At 35.1% G+C, this 17957-nt stretch carries 21 protein-coding genes; 2 read left to right on the forward strand and 19 right to left on the reverse strand.

Features of this window, described 5'->3' with window-relative positions; genetic code table 11:
- Positions 1-57: 57 nt before the first annotated feature.
- Complete coding sequence (locus DWZ69_RS11480) at positions 58-1290, reverse strand: ATP-binding protein (protein ID WP_118437116.1); 1233 nt, start codon at positions 1288-1290, stop codon at positions 58-60.
- Positions 1291-1873: 583 nt separating this feature from the next.
- Here DWZ69_RS11480 and DWZ69_RS11485 point away from each other — a divergent pair.
- Positions 1874-2176 carry a hypothetical protein gene (locus DWZ69_RS11485; protein ID WP_147364292.1) on the forward strand — a complete coding sequence of 101 codons (303 nt, stop codon included), beginning with the start codon at positions 1874-1876 and terminating at the stop codon, positions 2174-2176.
- A 77-nt stretch (positions 2177-2253) separates the two neighbouring features.
- Here DWZ69_RS11485 and DWZ69_RS11490 read toward each other — a convergent pair whose 3' ends face one another.
- From DWZ69_RS11490 to DWZ69_RS11575, 18 genes are all read right to left on the reverse strand, one after another.
- Complete coding sequence (locus tag DWZ69_RS11490) at positions 2254-2865, reverse strand: class I SAM-dependent methyltransferase (protein ID WP_118437120.1); 612 nt, start codon at positions 2863-2865, stop codon at positions 2254-2256.
- Between the two features lie 56 nt (positions 2866-2921).
- Complete coding sequence (locus tag DWZ69_RS11495; protein ID WP_020993165.1) at positions 2922-3143, reverse strand: hypothetical protein; 222 nt, start codon at positions 3141-3143, stop codon at positions 2922-2924.
- 29 nt (positions 3144-3172) lie between these two features.
- Positions 3173-3805 carry a GyrI-like domain-containing protein gene (locus tag DWZ69_RS11500; RefSeq protein ID WP_118437122.1) on the reverse strand — a complete coding sequence of 211 codons (633 nt, stop codon included), beginning with the start codon at positions 3803-3805 and terminating at the stop codon, positions 3173-3175.
- 419 nt (positions 3806-4224) lie between these two features.
- Positions 4225-4668 carry a GNAT family N-acetyltransferase gene (locus DWZ69_RS11505; protein WP_118148958.1) on the reverse strand — a complete coding sequence of 148 codons (444 nt, stop codon included), beginning with the start codon at positions 4666-4668 and terminating at the stop codon, positions 4225-4227.
- 35 nt (positions 4669-4703) lie between these two features.
- On the reverse strand, positions 4704-5003 hold the full coding sequence (locus tag DWZ69_RS11510) for an alpha/beta hydrolase (protein WP_243081052.1): 300 nt from the start codon (positions 5001-5003) through the stop codon (positions 4704-4706).
- A 150-nt stretch (positions 5004-5153) separates the two neighbouring features.
- Positions 5154-5615, reverse strand: a complete 462-nt coding sequence (tnpA, locus tag DWZ69_RS11515) for an IS200/IS605 family transposase (protein ID WP_118437124.1) — start codon at positions 5613-5615, stop codon at positions 5154-5156.
- A gap of 261 nt (positions 5616-5876) precedes the next feature.
- Entirely contained in the window at positions 5877-6614 is a 738-nt protein-coding gene (locus tag DWZ69_RS11520) for a GntR family transcriptional regulator (RefSeq protein ID WP_118437126.1), read from the reverse strand.
- The gene (locus DWZ69_RS11525; protein WP_118437147.1) at positions 6604-7365 is read right to left on the reverse strand and encodes a GntR family transcriptional regulator; all 762 of its coding nucleotides are present in this window, start codon (positions 7363-7365) and stop codon (positions 6604-6606) included. The genes DWZ69_RS11520 and DWZ69_RS11525 overlap by 11 nt, the downstream gene beginning before the upstream one ends.
- Before the next feature lie 302 nt (positions 7366-7667).
- The gene (locus tag DWZ69_RS11530) at positions 7668-8333 is read right to left on the reverse strand and encodes an HAD family phosphatase (RefSeq protein ID WP_147337655.1); all 666 of its coding nucleotides are present in this window, start codon (positions 8331-8333) and stop codon (positions 7668-7670) included.
- A gap of 45 nt (positions 8334-8378) precedes the next feature.
- Positions 8379-8795, reverse strand: a complete 417-nt coding sequence (locus DWZ69_RS11535; RefSeq protein WP_118437128.1) for a hypothetical protein — start codon at positions 8793-8795, stop codon at positions 8379-8381.
- A 56-nt stretch (positions 8796-8851) separates the two neighbouring features.
- Entirely contained in the window at positions 8852-9511 is a 660-nt protein-coding gene (gene deoC / locus DWZ69_RS11540; RefSeq protein WP_118000678.1) for a deoxyribose-phosphate aldolase, read from the reverse strand.
- Between the two features lie 91 nt (positions 9512-9602).
- The gene (locus DWZ69_RS11545; RefSeq protein ID WP_118437130.1) at positions 9603-10280 is read right to left on the reverse strand and encodes a PTS system mannose/fructose/sorbose family transporter subunit IID; all 678 of its coding nucleotides are present in this window, start codon (positions 10278-10280) and stop codon (positions 9603-9605) included.
- Positions 10270-10728: a TIM barrel protein gene (locus DWZ69_RS11550; protein WP_118437132.1), complete on the reverse strand. Its 459-nt coding sequence runs from the start codon at positions 10726-10728 to the stop codon at positions 10270-10272. Before DWZ69_RS11550 ends, DWZ69_RS11545 begins: the two co-directional genes overlap by 11 nt.
- Before the next feature lie 88 nt (positions 10729-10816).
- Positions 10817-11869 carry an SIS domain-containing protein gene (locus DWZ69_RS11555; protein ID WP_118437134.1) on the reverse strand — a complete coding sequence of 351 codons (1053 nt, stop codon included), beginning with the start codon at positions 11867-11869 and terminating at the stop codon, positions 10817-10819.
- 346 nt (positions 11870-12215) lie between these two features.
- Positions 12216-13583, reverse strand: a complete 1368-nt coding sequence (locus tag DWZ69_RS11560) for an MATE family efflux transporter (RefSeq protein WP_199640877.1) — start codon at positions 13581-13583, stop codon at positions 12216-12218.
- The gene (locus DWZ69_RS11565; protein WP_118437138.1) at positions 13549-14655 is read right to left on the reverse strand and encodes an SIS domain-containing protein; all 1107 of its coding nucleotides are present in this window, start codon (positions 14653-14655) and stop codon (positions 13549-13551) included. Before DWZ69_RS11565 ends, DWZ69_RS11560 begins: the two co-directional genes overlap by 35 nt.
- 21 nt (positions 14656-14676) lie before the next feature.
- A complete protein-coding gene (gene frlD / locus DWZ69_RS11570; RefSeq protein ID WP_118437139.1) occupies positions 14677-15462 on the reverse strand; it encodes a fructoselysine 6-kinase in 786 nt (261 codons plus the stop codon).
- 101 nt (positions 15463-15563) lie between these two features.
- Positions 15564-16907, reverse strand: coding sequence for an MATE family efflux transporter (locus DWZ69_RS11575; protein WP_118437141.1), 1344 nt, complete (start codon positions 16905-16907; stop codon positions 15564-15566).
- A gap of 110 nt (positions 16908-17017) precedes the next feature.
- Here DWZ69_RS11575 and DWZ69_RS11580 point away from each other — a divergent pair, with 110 nt between their 5' ends.
- Positions 17018-17782 (forward strand): HAD family hydrolase, encoded by a 765-nt coding sequence (locus DWZ69_RS11580; protein WP_118000654.1) that lies wholly within the window; start codon positions 17018-17020, stop codon positions 17780-17782.
- Positions 17783-17957 lie beyond the last annotated feature (175 nt).

Consider the following 17957-nt stretch of genomic DNA (forward strand, 5'->3'; position numbering starts at 1 on the left):
AATACATCTTATCTCTGCACATGTTTCCATATATTTGATGTTCTAACAAAATATAATCTATATATATTCAATTGGCAAAGCTATCAGGTTTTCTCTTAAATATGTTTTTTTATCTATCAGACAAAGAATAATTCCCATACCTCTTTTTTTATCAGGTATCTTGTCAAGGACCTGATTTGTGGCTCCCATAATGGCCTTTGGATTACCTGACATTTTTATTTCAACAGGATATAATACTCCATTCTCTTCGATAATTAAATCTATTTCATTTTCTCCTGCTTTTCTTTTGTCCTTACCTCTATAGTAATAAATATTGAAACGATAATCTTTACCTTCATTAGAATACGTTTTTAAAATTTCAGAAATAACAAATGTTTCAAACATGTTTCCGGCTACTGCCGAATTCTTTAGTGCATCAGCTGTCAACCATCTTGTCAGGTAACAGGCAAGTCCTGTGTCCCTAAAATATATTTTTGGTGTTTTTATAGCTCTGTTTAATGCACTTGCACTATATGGCTGTAACAAATAAACTATCCCTGTTCTTTCTAAAATTGATATCCATTTTTTTACAGTCATTTCACTTATACCTATGTCACTTGCAATATTTGCATAATTAAGTAGCTCACCTGTTCTGGCTGCAACAGCCGTTAAAAATTTTGTAAATGTAATACTGTCAGTAGCAATCAACTCATTTATGTCTCTTTCTAAATATGTTGATACATAAGATGAATAAAACTCCTGCCAATCTCGATCTATATCGTATAATTCAGGATATGAACCCTTATGAATAATTTCCCATACGTTATCATATTTCTTTAATTCTTTTTCACGCTCTTTCAAATAATCCTCTGTAGGCACAAAATGTTTATTAAATTTTATCTTTTTAATTTCACGCATGGACAAACCTGAAAGTTCAAAAATTGATACTCTGCCAGCCAGTGATTCGCTAATTCCCTTCATAAATTCTAATTTTTGGGACCCCGACAATATGAATTGCCCTCTTTCATCAGATTCATCTACTATTTGTTTAATCTCTTCCAGAATTGCGCCCTCTTTCTGTACTTCATCAATAAAGAGAGGACATGGGTTATTCAAAAAGAATAATTTAGGTTCTTCTTTAGCTTGTATTCTAGTTAATCTATCGTCAAAATTAGTTCTATTGTATTCTGAAAATTCATGTTTAATTAATGTTGATTTTCCAACCTGTCTTGCACCAACGACTAAAGTACATTTACTTTTTTGTACTCTATCTTTAAGAATTGGTGAAATATTTCTTTCAATATATGACATTTTGATCCTCCATATAAACAATATTTAAGATTATTATAAACATTCTTCAAATAATATTAAGCGACTAATCCATAATCAGAATATGGATTAGTCGCTTTTGTAATAATAATGTATGTTTTCGATTAATATAAATTAATTTTCTTTTATCCATTCCTTATATTCATCTTATCTTTAAATTTATTTATAAGAACTGTCTTTCCTACACCTCTTAATCCACTAAATATAACTGATTGAATAGGTATATTCATATTTACATTATATCAAATTTTTATTATTTATTTTTCTTTTTTTCCGTCAACCCAAACAAAATTTGTATTTAAACACTACTACTATTCTTCCCATTGCACAAATGGTCCAATTTCCCTCAATAATCTGTTTTGACGAAATAAACAAAAAATCTCTTCCCTTGTTCTATTTTTAATTTAGGTAGGCATTTAAAAATTTTTAGAATTATCTGTAATTACATTTTCCCTATGTGTAAAATGTAAATCACTCGAGGAAATACTTTTTATGTACATAAAATTCATTATGGGAGGTACTGAATATGCCATTGCAAACTCACAGAAACAAGGAGGATAAAAAAATGTATAAAGTATTATTGGAAACAGGAGAATTAAAGGAATTTAGGACTTTGAAAGCAGCTATCAGAAAAAGTGTTGTAATTAACGGCAAAAAACAGATTTTGTATATCTCTGAAAATGTCGGGTTTGGACCGGATACTAACACACTTATTTTTGATAACGAGTATGAATACGGCAACCTTACTTCAGCTAGAATAAAGTATCTTATGAACAAATTAGCATTTGCACATTTCTACAAGCGATGCGCAGCTACACTGAATTGGCTGACGGGAGCTTGCTCACAGTCAGACACATTCAAGTGTTGATGCATAGCGCGACAGCGCGACATGAGCATGAAGCAAAGCGAAATGCGAATGCATCGCGTAGATAAATTGGAATTTGGCTATTTCGTTGCAACAATACTTATCCAATGATTTTTTGCATTTGAATACGTTTTGATCTCTGTAAAACCCGCTTCTTTCAAAGCGGCAACAAGTTGTTTAGATGTGTAAATCTTCATACCATTGATCATCTTTGTCCATTTTTCATCTGCGGCATTCGTTCCGTCACTCTCGTTACAAATCAGGAATATGCCTTCGCTTTTCAGCACACGGTTGACCTCGGAAAAGCATTTTACTAATCCTGGCCAAAAGTAAACTGTTTCGAAGGCAGAAACATAATCAAAAGTCGCGTCAGAAAATGGTATAGCAGATACATCTCCTTGAACTACATTACATTTCCCTTGTTTAATGGCGAGGGCGTTCAATTTTTGAGATTCTGCCACACTAACCTCAGAATAATCTATTCCTGTCACGTGGCCATTTCTACATCTATCAAGCCAGACAGCAATATTTGCTCCGCCGCCACAGCCGACGTCCAGAACTTCAGAATCAGACTTTGCGGAGATATTTGAGAATCCCCATTGCGATAATTTGGCGTGACCACTGTTCATCATCTTCGTCATCAATTTTCCGCCGAAGCCTTGTGGCTTACGGGTATTTTCAAAAAATTTCATTACAGAATTCCTCCTCCACAAATACCGGTTTTCTTAATTCGACAAACCGGTATTGCTCAATCGTTTTTCTCCGTTAGGAGAATATACAATCCATAAATAAAAAGAACAAGGAATAAAACCGTAGGAATCAATAATCCATTTTCTAAAATACTTACAATCATTCTTCCAGGTGGCGTTACCCATGCAGTTGCTGGATTTTGCATTGCTGCTATTATCATTCCTACAATACCAACAACACCACTTAATGTTAAAAAACCACCTTTTATATTTCTACTCATAATCATTACCTCCTCGTTAAATACCGATTTTACGCTTTCTTAATCGGATGTCTAATTACAGTTTTCCATTTCTCTGGGGCAGCCTTTCTTGCATCAGACATATAAATCTCGTGGTTCAATCTATCTTTGTTAATATCATTAACATACCCATTTTGTTCTAAATAAGCATCCATAAGAGCAACTGTTGCTGGCTCATTATCAAAAGAACCTATATGCATAATTTGAACACATAATCCTTCATCAATCGTAAGAAACTCTGCTGACGAACAATCGAGTTTCTTCTTTTTCGTTGCTGTTTCTACCGCCCAGTTAAAATCAGCTTTAGAAATGAAATCAGGCAAACGAATAACAGAAATCCAGTTGAAAGCAGATTTATTTGTATAATCTACACCAACGGCATCATCCTGCCACCAAAAACCTTCCAATGGCGGAACAACATATTCAAAAAAACCTTCAATTTTATAATCGGTCTTGTAACTAATTTTTAATGTGTATGCAACAGCATATAGAATACTGATTGCTTGTTGATATGCCCCACCTTCTTCATTTGGATTGCCTTTTCCTCTAACTGCAATATAATTTACCTTAGGTACATTTACAATCTCTGGTTTATTCTTAGGCATATAAAATTCTTTAAATTCTTTCTTAAAATCAAAAGCCATAATAATCTCCAAAATTTCAATTTTAACATCAGACGTGTGGTTTTACATTCACGTATAAAGACTCTTTCACATGCTTTGTTCGTCCTTTTCAAATATCAGAATCTTCTGCGTAACCTTTTTTGCAATATAATTAGTTAGTTTTAACTAACTTGATTATAACACATTTTATGAAAACAAACAATTCAAATTGACGTGTCTATCCTCAATCATTTTGTCCGGTCTCAACTGAGCCAGATGCAACTGAACAAAACATAATTCCACACGAATCAAAATTGGTCTACTGGATCAATTATTGATATGCAAGGCAAAAGAAAGACAGAAAGCTCATATTTACTCTCTGTCCCTTCTTACTGTTTTTCTTCTTGATTCAATATGATGTCACCTTTGGGACAGTCCCCATAAACTTCTTAAACTGGAAGTTATAAACATCTTTGCAAATATACCATATCTATTAACTGTACACCACACTCATAAATTGGGTGGTCATAATTGTCCGTAAAGAAATTCGGAATATTGTGCGAACGGACAAATCCGCATTTTTCATAAAACGGTACGGTCAACGGGCTGTCACCTGTTCCAACCTGCAAAATAGAATATTCATCTGCATATTTACTTGCAAGGAAGTCAATTAATGCTTTGCCATAGCCCTTTCCCTGATTTTCCGGATCAACTGCGATATTCTTGATTTCAAGTATTTCATTACCTTCATCGGTGACAACACATTCAGCTTTTACATTACCATCTTCAAGTGCATACATAGTACCTTTTTCAAGATAGCGATCAATCATATTTTCCTGCTCATCAGCTAATAGCAATAAGGATATAAACTGCTTTTTATTCTCATTCACTTCTCGTATTTTCATATCCATTACTCCATCAAATTGGAAGTTGTCTATTGTTAAATATTTGTAACAAATTCTTCTATCAAACTATTTATCTGTTCAGGTTTGTCTGTATTAGAATTATGTCCAGCTCCTTCAATCCATGTTAAAGGAATTTTCGTGTTTCTATGCCACGCTTTGTTATACCGTATGCACGAACCGGCATGATCCTGTGTACCGCATATCAACAAAGCTGGACACTTAAGCTCATACGGCAGATTCTTTTCCATTGCCTCTGCCAAAATACGAAAGCCATGTCCGGCAATTTGTGCATAACGCTTTTGGTTACCGTCATAAACCTGCATCATTCCACGCATTAAATTTCTGCCATAAACAGATGTGGCAACACCTTCCGTTCCCGATTTCAGTAGCCACTTCCATGGATAATGAGCATATAGACGCTGGCTTTCACTCTGTTCAAGCCTTAATGCCCTTGACTCGTCGCCGCCCTTGAAAGGGCGTTTGTACTACCGGCTACCCTTAAAAGGGTCCTCGTATTCTTTTACACTTAATTTATCCATTGCAATATCATGCTTTTCCTGCTCTTGGATATATTTTTTTATTGTTGCCTCATTTAATCCTACAGTACTTACATAATATCCCTCTGCCCAAAAGTGTCTGTTTCCATACTTATACTTTAAATTTGCGTGCTTATCAAATATCATGAGTGCACTTTTTCCTTTGAGATATCCCATAAACTGTGATACACTTATTTTCGGTGGAATACTTACTAGCATATGCACATGGTCTGGCATTAGATGTCCTTCCAATATTTCCACACCTTTGTACCTACATAGTTGTATCAATATTTCACGTATACTTTCTTTGTATACTCCATATATTGCTTTTCTCCTATACTTTGGGATAAATACTATGTGGTACTTACACATCCATTTGGTGTGTGCTAAACTATTTGACTTATTTGCCATTAAAATCACCTTTCCATTTATAATTTCGGCTTGAACAACCTCATTATAAATGGAAAGGTGATTTTTTTGTATAACATACACCGTGCACCCGCATAGCGGGTGGTTGATATTTCGCACGCTTCGCGAGCTCAACAGGGTCACGACCCATAACAAAAATAAACTGGTTCTTTATAGAACCAGTTTATCATATTCTCGGACCAGAAACAATCTCTTTTCTAAAATTATAATATTTTTAGATGTTTGATACTTCGTAACTTTATCTTATTTTTCTTCTGCTAAGAAGCGGAATTCGGCAAAAGCCGGATTCATATAACTTTTTGTATATTCCACCAAATTATAGTCTTTATCTGCACCTTGGGATTCAATTTTAAATACTGCTGTACCTCTTTCCACACCAAGCAATTCCGCTACCTTTTCATTTGCCTCACAAATAATCAAATTCTGTATAAAGTGCCTTGGCATATGTCCCTTTGTATCCATATAATCATACAATGAAACTTTTGAAAAATCGAAATTTTCAATATCTTCAAAATCTTGTTTCGGCATATATGTATACTCGATAGCAAAAGGCTGATTTCCTGCCAAACGTACACGATGTAATCCGTACACAGTTTCTTCTCCACCTAGAGCTAATTTGTAATTTAAATATTTGCTATGAGCGACTTCACCAAATCCCAGTACCTTGCTGCTTGTTTCCATACCAGACCTTGTCAGCATAGCTGTTACACCTGAGTTTCCTGTGATCTCATCCATATATGACAAATCAATCTTTTTATAATCTCTCTGCGCCACATAAGTGCCTGCTCCCGGTTTTCTAATCAGATACCCCTGTTCAACCAACTTATTGATTGCACTCTTTACTGTCATTCGATTGACTCCATAGGTCTCTGCCATCTTTCTCTCACTGGGTATTGCTTCCCCTGGTAAATATTTTTTTTCTTCAATCTTTTTGATAATAATATCCTGCAACTGAATATATAGCGGCATTCTATAATCCATAGGCTGCCTCCTTTATCTTTTCTTCTATTTTTTTATTGCCTTTCTCAAACTCTACCCAATCCATATTCATTACCGAATGAAGATACTGCAATATATTACCCTCTTCATCATAGGTAATGCCATGTTTTTTTATCAACGCTGTCATCTGATCTACTTTTAACGCTTTTGACTCAAATTCATTGGCATATACAATTTCAATAATCTGATCTTCTTTTTTCGGAACTCTTCCATATTGTGTTCTCAAAATTTCAAATAAAGAATTTTCCTCTAAGTTATATTGTAACAATTTATCTGCCAATGCTTCAGGGATATACGAATACTCAATAGCAATTGGGAAATCCCCGTCCTCTCTTACAACGTTTCTAATTCTTGTAATTTTATATACAGATGTACCAATCGGCAATTTCATCTTTTTATATAATTCTTTATCCAGTTCAATAATCTCAAAGGAAATCAGTTTATTTTTCACTTTCATTCCAATATCATTTAATTTCTTCCGAAACGATTTAATCTCCTCCAGACTTGTTTTAATTCTGGTATGTCTCATGTATCTGCCACTTCGCTCACGAATCTCGATAATACCTTCCTCTTCTAAAATATGGTATGCATCTCTAACGGTCGCTCTCTGCACTCCATACTGTTCAGCCATTTCTCTCTCCGAAGGAAGTTTATCTCCTTCCTGATATTTTTTTTCAATGAGCATATATTTTATTTCATTGGCTATAAATTCATCCTTATTCAATAATTTCATATAATCCGTGCCTTTCAGATAAAATATGGTACTTATATCTATTTTTACAATATTTTGATTAATACAATTATTATAGCATTTTTTCATTAATATTCAAATTCCTTTTTCTAAAATCGAGTAGGCTGACTCCTACTCGATTTCGCAAGCGAGCATCTCGAAGCACAGCTTCTCGTTGTTCTTACGCCCTGCAAATGATATTTTGTGCAAGCACAATATCGCTTGCAGGGCTTTTGCAACAAAAACCCCCTCGCCACAAGACGAGGGGTAAAAGTAATTAATACTTTTAGAGAAAGTTATGATATTTATATTTTAAAAAATCTGATAATCTGTAATAAATCATCAATTACCACATCTGCCATATCCTGCTCAAAATGAAATCTGTCATCTCTCTTTGCAAATGTAGTAATCCCTGCACCTTTTGCCGCCTGTATTCCATAAGTAGAATCCTCTATGGCAATACACTCTTCCGGCTTTAAGTTCAATTTGCTTAATGTATAATTATAAATTTCCGGGTTTGGTTTACTTTCCTGAAACATCTCACCACTTACAATAACATCCACAAACTCCACAATGCCAATTTCTTTGATAACATATTGAATACCATCCATCGGTGTAGATGATGCAATGGCAATTTTGTAACCATTCTGCTTCAGCGTACACATGACATCATGAATATCTTTATCCTTAATATCATTATACGAATACGGATGTTCTTTTACATATTCTTCATAAAATTCATCGAATAAACAAAATATCTCTTCACCGGTTTTATGATCTGCTTTCGCCTCATTCCACCATTTTGCCAAAAGTTCTTCTTCCACCTTTGCATAGGCACCGGCGATTTTATTAAATTCTCTATCTTCTACAAAAATATTATTTTCTTCAAGAAACTTCCTATACCACCCCAGATATAATGGTTCACTGTCGATAATGACACCATCCATGTCAAATATAACTGCCTTAATCATGATTCCTCCATTACCAGCATAATTTTCTTTCAATCTCTATCTTCTTTAAAAGTTCTCCTCCTCTTCGTTAGTCTCCACTGCCAAATTGTTGCAATAAATAATCATGTCTTTTGCACTGGCTACCGCCTCTTCTATCATCTGTTTTGTCGGTGTACTACTGTCTGACATAACAATCGAAATTACAACAGCCAGATTGATTCCGGTAACAACATGGACTCTTTCATTTTTAGTCATCAGCATAGCATTATTATTGACACTGCCACCAAATAAATCTGTCATAATAACGATATCATCCTCCGGATTTTCTGCAATTATTTTTTCGAATTCCGGTATCGGATCCTTACACTCATCCGTATATGCATTAATAATTGTAAGGTTTTCCTGCGCACCAATCAACATATTCAACGTTGTATTGATTCCGTAAGCCATATGTCCATGCGTAGCAATAATATATTTTCTCATCTATTTTGTCATCACCTTTCGCTTCTCATTATTTTTATTTTATAAATTTTCAATTTTTATTTCGACTCCCCTTCTACAATGGCAATACCAGCACTTGCTCCAAGAGCTGATGCCCCTGCATCAATAAATGCCTTCGCCTCTTCATAATTATGTATGCCACCGGCAGCTTTGATTTTCACTGCATCTTTCAAAATACTTTTCATTAATTTTACATCATTTAAATCTGCTCCTTTAAAACTTCTTCCTGTGGAAGTTTTCAGATAAACAGGTTTTGCTTTTAAGGCAATTTCACATACTTTTCTTTTTGCTTCTTCATCGCCATCTAATTTACACATTTCAACGATAACTTTATCTTTTATCTTATTCTTTCTGCAGAATTCTGCAATCGTTGTCATCTCTTTTTCAATCGTTTCAAAATCTCTTGATTCTACCGCTTTCTGATTCAAAACATAATCTATTTCAGGAACTCCCATTGCCGCCATTTTTTCAAAATCTTTCATTTTTTCCTCTAAAGACATAACACCTTCCGGGAAGTCGATTGCTCCTGCTAAAACAATATCTGTTCCTTTTAATATTTCCAAACCTTTTTGATAACTATCCAGATCTTCCCCATCGAAAAATACGCATCGGAAATTATACTTTTTCGCTTTCTCTAAATATTCTTCATATGTATCATTTGGATCATCTATATAATCAATATATTTTTCAACTGCCATACCAATACCTCCTTATAACTGGAGACCTGCCTGCTATTCAGACAGGTCCCTATATTTATCTGCCGATTATATCTAACCGTTTTTACTCATCCTAAGCCAGGAATCCGAAGAATGCACCTACAATACCAAGAATCATGGTACCAACAATAAGAATCATCGGGTTTACCTTCTTCTTTAACAACCAGTAATAAATACCAAGTGCTGCAATTCCTAACATACCAGGCATAATGCCATCTAATATTTCCTGAAGTGTTGTTGCTGAATCACCACTTCCAATCTTTGTAGGGAGTGTTGCCCAGAACATATTACTACTCATTGCACCGATAACCATTGTACCTACAATACCTGCGGCGTACATAATCTTATCCATCAATCCACTCTTTTGTGCATTGGTCAGGAATGAGAAACCTAAATCATATCCAAGACGTGCGCCAAAAATACGAACTAAAAATGCAGGAATATTGTAAATAAGGAAATAAAGGATAGGTCCTAAAACATTTCCCGTTGCTGCCAATGATGCACCTACTGCTACAGCAATTACTCGGATACATCCAAGGAATATCGAATCACCAATACCTGATAACGGTCCCATCAAAGCTGCTTTTACTGAATCTACTGCGGCTCCCTCAAGTTCCCCTGTGGCAACCTTTTCTTCCATAGATACTGCGATACCACCAACAAAAGGTGCTAACTGTGGTGTAATATTAAAGAATGCAACGTGTCTGGTAAGTGCTGCTGCATATCCTTCCGGATCATCTTTATATATGATTCATACCTTTTTCTGCGGCATACTCTGCCACCTTTCTCAGCATAATGACACTTCTATGATATGCCTCTTCCACACTTTCACTTAAAAATCCCCATCCACTGGTGACCACGACCTGATTGGCTTTCACTTCACATGCCACATCTATAGCATTCTTAAAGTATTTCAAAACCCTCTCCTGCATTTTTTCATCCTTTGCAGCCATATTATTCGGCTTCGGATTCGTCTGCTCCGGACAGATTCCAATGACTTTAATTCCATACTTTTCTTCTAATCTTCTCAGTTTTTCCACACTTTCATAACCATTGTAATCCATAAAAAAATGTTGTGGTCCGGTCCAGATTTCTACATACTTATATCCATTCTCTTTTGCACTTGCAAAGAAATCTTCCAACTCATAAAATCTATGATGACAGTTCATTGCTGCCAATTCTATTTTCTGTGTACTCATCTTTTATATCCTCCAATTTCTTATTATAGGAAGGGAGGACGTAAAAAGCAAATCTTCCCGCCCTCAAGAGTTAGACAATATCCATATTTTAATATTCAAACTGACGATAATAACGACGATAGTTCAAATTGTGTTTTGTATATGTCTCATAATAACTTGCCATTCTGTCTGTTAAAAGTGCTGTTGTAATCATTGGTGAGTAAATCGGTCTGAATTCCTTATCTACTCCATCCAGTGCAAACTCTGCAAGATCGATAACCACTGCATCTTCATGCCCAATCTTCTTCAAGAAGTTCTCAACTCTTGTATCCTGAGCACGATATTCATCTTCACCCTTAACAACAAATACAGGCACTCCTTTTTCTACCAATTCTAATGTTCCATGGAAGAACTGTGCGGATGTCACCGGACGTGTTCTTACCCACTGCATTTCCTCTAAGATACACATAGCGAAGAGTAATGTCTCTCCCCATGCTGCACCACTTCCACAGAAAATACTGTATGGAGCATTGTAATATTTCTTTGCTGCTTCCTCAGCTCTGGCATCAAACTGTACTCTGATGTCATAAAGATTTTGGAATACACCCTTCATTCCATCTGCAAATTCTTTATATTTCGGGAATGCTCCCTTGTTATTCATAATCTTAAATGCAAGAAAGTTAAACAGTACATAGGAAAACTCACATCCACCAGTTGTTACATCTGCCTCAATGACAATTTTTCCTTTTTCTGTTAAGAATTTTCCTAACTTTCCTTCTTTCTTTGTAAATGCAATAACCTGAGCACCTGTTTCCACAATCCACTCTGTTGCTTCAACAATTTCTACTGTATCACCACTGGCACTTGCTGTAACAACAACTGTATCTTTTGTGATATTTTTTGGATGTACAGTATTTGCATCTGCCGCATTATACGCTGAAATATCAATATCACTGTATTTCTTTACCTGATACTCGATTGGTGCCAATTCAAATTCTGTTCCACCGATTCCAAGAAGAACGATATTCTTGAATCCGTCAGCACAAACCTTATCTGCTGCTTCCTCAACTTCTTCACGCTTACCGTATACAATTTCTCCATCCTTAAAATACTTTTCCTTGTCAAACTTTGGTAATATTACCTTCTCTGTTACTTCTGCCATTTTTTCCTCTCTTTCCGCGACTTCTGTTTCGCTTTTTGTTTTTGATTTTTCTGTTTTGAATTTTATTTATTTCATTTTCCGAAGCAGATTCGAATATGCCCAACGTGCACTTTGGTTCTATTAGCAATCCACTTTGTATTTTTAATATACCAGTTAATTTTGTGGAATGCAACCCTTTTTTTCATTTTTTATTTTTTTCATTACATTTTTGCGATTAACAAAATGATAAGAATAGCGATTCCAATAACTAAGAAAATATGTTCAAAAAGATACATAACAATCTCCAGTCCGATTTTTGCCATGCGATTCAATATTTTTTTCATAATACATGTTCCTCCTTTTTTCTTTATTCTACTGCAAGATTTCGGCACCACTTTCCACGCTTATAGAAATATGTAGCAATAAATATCTTTAACAAATATGTTGCTTCTGTACACATATATACAATCTGTATCGGCCAAGCTGTGCAATATGTTACAAGCGTGCTAATCAAAAACGGTCCATACAAATTAAATAACCCATCTAACAGCAGAACTGCTTTTACATCTCCACCAGCCCTTAAAATAAAATACACGGTAAGACCATACCCCTGTCCCCAGCTAAACAAAGCTTTTGTTCGAAGAAGCGTCGTTGCCATGCCAAATAAATTTCCTGTAAGAGAAAACAGCATTGGCACGAAACCGGATATTGTAATCACAACAAAACTGCACATCAGACTGACCACCAGCCCTAACACAATTAATTTCTTTGATTTTGCTTTGGCTTCTTCGATATTACCGGAACCAAGAACTTTCCCAATAACAATTCCTGCCGCATGGGCACATCCCATAAACGCTACATTAACCAGATCAAATACGTTGTCCACCACCGTTACTGCCGGAATATATGCCTCATTTACCACGCAATAATTTCGAAAAACTAACGTTAAGGCAACAGCATAAATTCCTTCATTAAACATTAACGGAATTGTTTTTTTCATAATTTCCATTTTCATTCTTCTGCTTAATGAACCATATCCTCGTGTAAAAACTTCTTTTTCCCGACCAATCACCAGTATAATTATCAATAAAGTACTACATTCTATACATCTGGACAATAGAGTAGCTGTCGCTGCACCACTAACACCAAAAGCCGGCATTCCCATTTTTCCATAAATCAAAATATAATTCAATATAATATTTACTCCAACGGAAACAATACTTACATTCATTGGAATATGCTGTTTTTTAAACACTCTGAAATAAACTGCACAAATCTGATTTATTGCAAAAGGAACATAGGACCATTTTACTACATCCACATATTTCAGTGCCAGATAAACAATCTCATCGCCCTTTACAAAGATTCTGATTAAAGGCTCCGGCATAATAGTCAACGCTCCAAGAAATAATATTCCAATTATAATACATGCCTGTAATCCAAACTTATACGTATTTTTTGCCTTTTTTATATTTTCTGCACCATAGTACTGACTCATAAACATACTAATGCCACTTGCCATTCCAAATGTACATAAGGAAAAAATCATAAAAATTTTATTTGATACTGTTACTGCACTGATTGCAATGGACGATACCTTTCCAACCATCATAGTGTCACAAATATTTAAAATATTTCCAGTCAAAGACTGCAACATAATTGGAAGTGCCAGTGCCATAAATTCTAATATAAATTTTCTATTACTGTTCATGTTTCGCTTTATATATTTCTTCATATTCATCGGTCTTTATCTTTATAGTTTTTTCAAATTTCTCAAAAAACGGGTGACATTTAAAGTTATTTTTTTCGATTGTTACCGTGGCACTAATATACTGAAACAACACTACAGTAAACAACGGTGTCAGCTCTGGAAGAACATCTACATCAAATTGTAGTATATTCTCCCCATCTTGTACTGGTTTGTTGGTTACCAGATATACGTGACGTATCACCTTTCCTGTTGCCTTAAAGACATCATACATTCTGTCTGTCTTTGGATTCGTATCAATAAAAAACACAGAATACTCCGGCGTCAACTGCATATTCGGTCCATGAACATACTCCTCACTTTCACAATACAGCACAGGAATTTTTAGCGTTTCGCCAAATTTCAGACTAGCCTCTCTGGCAATTCCCATATTGGCCCCATCTGCCACAATAATCGCTCGGTCCATTTGAAATAATTCTTTATAATATTTCTTTGTAAACACCACAGATTTATCATATGCCTCTTTGTTTGCACCACAGCAGAGAATCATATCTTCCACTATTTTTTTATATTCTCCTTCAGAAATAACCTTTCTAGAAAGTGAAACCTCCAGTGCAAACAATATCAGATATTCCACCAGTGTTATCATACCCAACGTCACATATTCTACCGTCTCATTTCCCACACCATATTCTATCAATGTATCCACATATCTTTTCAGACTTCCTTCCATATCTCCTGTCAATGCCATAGGTACAATTCCATCCTGCTTCATATCCAGCACTGCTTCAATAATATTGGTACTACATCCACTCTGGGAAATCACAATAATAAAATCATCTTTCACTAACGCTTTTCTGTAATACATATACTCCGTAGGACTGATAATTGTAACTTTTGCTCCCAAATATTTATTCATAAACATTTCTGCTGTTAGTGCAGCGTTTAAAGAGGAACCTGAGGCTACAATACATATATTATATTTGCCAGAAGATAAATATTTTTCCACCAGGTCTTTTGTCAATGCCTTTCTTCTATGAACATTTTTAAGCATTACCTCATTTGATATTTTTACATAATACTGCATATTCTTTTCCATATGTATCAACTCCCTTTCCTTTTACCATGCACCTTTATATCCAATCGTAACACTACTGTTTTTTGCTCCTTTTATCATACTTTCCTTGACGGATAATCCCTCTGACATACCATATAAAAAACCTGCAATAAAACTATCTCCTGCACCTAATGTATCCACAACCTCACAAGGTTCTATTCCATGATAGATAAATTCCTTACCATCATAAACCACACTGCCCTCTTCTCCTCTGGTAACGACAACCATTCCTTTTATTCGCTGATAAATATCCTTCATAAAATTTTCTAATTTCTTGTCGCCCTCTTCAAAGGAGAAAAACGCATAATCTAAATAAGGTCCAACTACGTCAATGATTTCCGAATCTAATTCTGTAGAGAAATCCATGGCTGTAACAGCACCCAGTTTTTTAATTTTTTCAAAATAATGTTCTGCATAACTCCACACGCTGCTTACAACCACATCACAGTCTGCCAGTTTACTCAAGTCTTCTTCTGTCAAATACAGTTTGGGCAATACGCCCTCTTCATATTCGCCAAACACCCTTTCTTTCTCAATTAAATCAATATGACTGATGGCTGTAGTGCCTTCGATTGTTTTTACCATAGAAACATCTACACCTTTTTTGTTCAGTTCTTCTTTCACCCATTTTCCATAGCCATCGCTTCCTACCACACCTGCATATATTGACTCTCCACCAAGTCTTTTAATATATACAGCCACATTCACTGGATTTCCTCCAACATAAAGTTCACCGATATTATCGTACATATCTACACAGTTATCTCCAACTGCACCTACTCGAATCATATTCTACCTCCTAAAATCTTTTGATACTTACAATGAAAACCAAGGCGAAGATTGAAAGTATCTTTCAGTCCCCACCTTCCAATCATTTTATATAAAAACAATTATTCTGTTAGGTTTCTACACCATTTCTTTCTCCGATAAAAATATGTGGCAACGATAATTTTAATAATATATGTTGCTTCCGTACAGAGATAAACAATCTGAATCGGCCAGTTTGTTCCATAAGAAACAATTGTACTCATCAAAAACGGTCCATATAGCATAAACAATCCATCAATTACCAAAACTGCTTTTACATCCCCACCTGCTCTGATAATATAGTATATTGTCTCACTATACCCCTGCGTCCATCCAAACATTGCTTTCATAATCAGTAATGTAGTTGCCATCGTATATACACTTCCCGTCAATGAGAAGAATCTTGGTAAAACTCCCGATGTGGCACAAATTAACACCGTGGCACTGATACTTGTTGTAAGGCAAATAGCAATGAGTTTTTTCGATGTCGTCCATGCTTTTTTCATATTACCTGTTCCAAGAACTTTTCCAATCACAATACCTGCTGCCACGGAACAACCATAATAGGCTACATTCAACAAGTCAAAGACATTATCTACTACAGTTATCGCAGGAATATATGTCTCGCTTACACGGCAATAATTTCTGAATACTAAACTCAATGCAATTGCCCACATTCCCTCATTGAACATCAACGGAATGGTTTTTCGAATAATCTCTATTTTCTTTGAAATACTTAATTTGACAGCACTTGCTTTAAAAATTTCTTTTCCATTATGAAACAGCATAAGAATTGTAAATAAAAACATAAACTCAATATATCTTGCTACTGTAGTAGCTAACGCTGCTCCCTCGATTTCCAGTCTTGGCATCCCTAGTTTTCCGTAAATAAACATATAGTTAAATAAAATGTTTAATCCTACAGAAACCATACTCATTACGCCTGGAATATTCTGCTTTTTAAAAACTCTGAAATACACTGCCAGTATCTGACTTAATGCCATTGGGATATAGGACCATACAACAATCCTAATATACTGGGTACCTAAATCTAATATCTCTTTTCCGCTCACAAAGATATGTATAAAAAAAGTTGGAAAAAGTACAATTGCAATAACAAATATTGCTGTTATAATGATACATACCTCCAAGCCAAACTTTAATGTATTTTTCGCCAATTTGTATTTTTTAGCCCCATAATACTGGCTCATAAACATCATAATACCGCTACTGATTCCATATATGAATAATGCGTATATTAAATATGTCTTGTTTGCTACAGTTACAGCACTAATCGCTTTATCTGATATTTTTCCTACCATAATTGTGTCACAAATATTTAAGATCGTTCCTGATAATTGTTGAAGCATGATAGGAAGTGCTAAAACAAAAAATTCTTTCAGGAATACCTTTCTGCCAGATGGCATAATTTCACCTGCTTTCTTTTCTTTTTGGTTTTATTTGCATTCCAATTCTTGCTATTATTATACCAGTTGTGTTATACTATTTCAATAGAAAGTTTTTAAGGAGGTATCAAATGATAATATTTGCAAGTGACTTTGACAATACGCTGTTTTACCATCAGGGAGAAAATGGCTATATTCGAAAGGAAGACATAGAAAAAATAGAACAGTTTCAGGCAGTGGGAAATCTCTTTGGTCTCTGCACCGGACGCGCACTTTTCGATGTGTTTTTTGATGCAAAAGATATTATCGATTTTGACTTTTATATTCTTGTGTCAGGTGCATTGATTTTGGATAAAAACTATAAGATACTACATAAAGCCTCCATTCCCTTTTCTGTCATTAAAAATATGTATTTACATTTCAAAAATAAATATGGTTACAATCCATTGCTTGTAACAGAAAAGAGTTTTTGTTGCGTTCAGGAAAAAGTATATGATGTTGACACGGATATTTATCAGTCCATCTATGATATGTCTGATTTAGAATTTATCGGTGTATCCTATGTTTTAGACAGCTTAGAAGCGTCCCGCACACTTTGTGAGGAACTCAATGCCCGATACGGAGATACAATCATCGGATACCAGAACTCAACCAGTGTGGATATTGTCTGCAAAGGAAATTCCAAAGGAACTGGCATTAAATTTGTGAAAAAACACTTAAAGGCAAATAAAATTTATGGTATCGGCGACTCCTATAATGACCTTCCAATGTTAGAAACCGTGGATGTCTCATTTACTTTTCATTCTTCACCGGAATCTGTCCAGAAACAAGCTACCCATCTGGTAAGTGGTATTGCCGAAGCAATAGACATCATCGAGCAGGAAAACGAATATTAAAAAGCGAGAAGTAAACGATAATGAATAATAGAAGTATAGTATATTGATACATTGAATAAGTAAAATTGTTTGTAGATAAAAGAAATTAAGTTATGGAGTATCAATATACTATACTTCTATTATTCATGATACTCCCCTGTCTATCTGACCGGGGCGTATCATAATGCCCGCTACT

This window comes from Eubacterium sp. AF34-35BH, assembly GCF_003477765.1.
Classification (GTDB): Bacteria; Bacillota; Clostridia; order Lachnospirales; family Lachnospiraceae; genus Eubacterium_G.

What these genes read in the sequence shown, in the direction of transcription:
- DWZ69_RS11480 (WP_118437116.1), bottom strand. Translation starts at nt 1,290, where the DNA reads ATGTCATATATTGAAAGAAATATTTCACCAATTCTTAAAGATAGAGTA.
- DWZ69_RS11485 (WP_147364292.1), top strand. Translation starts at nt 1,874, where the DNA reads ATGTATAAAGTATTATTGGAAACAGGAGAATTAAAGGAATTTAGGACT.
- DWZ69_RS11490 (WP_118437120.1), bottom strand. Translation starts at nt 2,865, where the DNA reads ATGAAATTTTTTGAAAATACCCGTAAGCCACAAGGCTTCGGCGGAAAA.
- DWZ69_RS11495 (WP_020993165.1), bottom strand. Translation starts at nt 3,143, where the DNA reads ATGAGTAGAAATATAAAAGGTGGTTTTTTAACATTAAGTGGTGTTGTT.
- DWZ69_RS11500 (WP_118437122.1), bottom strand. Translation starts at nt 3,805, where the DNA reads ATGGCTTTTGATTTTAAGAAAGAATTTAAAGAATTTTATATGCCTAAG.
- DWZ69_RS11505 (WP_118148958.1), bottom strand. Translation starts at nt 4,668, where the DNA reads ATGAAAATACGAGAAGTGAATGAGAATAAAAAGCAGTTTATATCCTTA.
- DWZ69_RS11510 (WP_243081052.1), bottom strand. Translation starts at nt 5,003, where the DNA reads ATGCGTGGAATGATGCAGGTTTATGACGGTAACCAAAAGCGTTATGCA.
- tnpA (WP_118437124.1), bottom strand. Translation starts at nt 5,615, where the DNA reads ATGGCAAATAAGTCAAATAGTTTAGCACACACCAAATGGATGTGTAAG.
- DWZ69_RS11520 (WP_118437126.1), bottom strand. Translation starts at nt 6,614, where the DNA reads ATGGATTATAGAATGCCGCTATATATTCAGTTGCAGGATATTATTATC.
- DWZ69_RS11525 (WP_118437147.1), bottom strand. Translation starts at nt 7,365, where the DNA reads ATGAAATTATTGAATAAGGATGAATTTATAGCCAATGAAATAAAATAT.
- DWZ69_RS11530 (WP_147337655.1), bottom strand. Translation starts at nt 8,333, where the DNA reads ATGATTAAGGCAGTTATATTTGACATGGATGGTGTCATTATCGACAGT.
- DWZ69_RS11535 (WP_118437128.1), bottom strand. Translation starts at nt 8,795, where the DNA reads ATGAGAAAATATATTATTGCTACGCATGGACATATGGCTTACGGAATC.
- deoC (WP_118000678.1), bottom strand. Translation starts at nt 9,511, where the DNA reads ATGGCAGTTGAAAAATATATTGATTATATAGATGATCCAAATGATACA.
- DWZ69_RS11550 (WP_118437132.1), bottom strand. Translation starts at nt 10,728, where the DNA reads ATGAGTACACAGAAAATAGAATTGGCAGCAATGAACTGTCATCATAGA.
- DWZ69_RS11555 (WP_118437134.1), bottom strand. Translation starts at nt 11,869, where the DNA reads ATGGCAGAAGTAACAGAGAAGGTAATATTACCAAAGTTTGACAAGGAA.
- DWZ69_RS11560 (WP_199640877.1), bottom strand. Translation starts at nt 13,583, where the DNA reads ATGAAGAAATATATAAAGCGAAACATGAACAGTAATAGAAAATTTATA.
- DWZ69_RS11565 (WP_118437138.1), bottom strand. Translation starts at nt 14,655, where the DNA reads ATGGAAAAGAATATGCAGTATTATGTAAAAATATCAAATGAGGTAATG.
- frlD (WP_118437139.1), bottom strand. Translation starts at nt 15,462, where the DNA reads ATGATTCGAGTAGGTGCAGTTGGAGATAACTGTGTAGATATGTACGAT.
- DWZ69_RS11575 (WP_118437141.1), bottom strand. Translation starts at nt 16,907, where the DNA reads ATGCCATCTGGCAGAAAGGTATTCCTGAAAGAATTTTTTGTTTTAGCA.
- DWZ69_RS11580 (WP_118000654.1), top strand. Translation starts at nt 17,018, where the DNA reads ATGATAATATTTGCAAGTGACTTTGACAATACGCTGTTTTACCATCAG.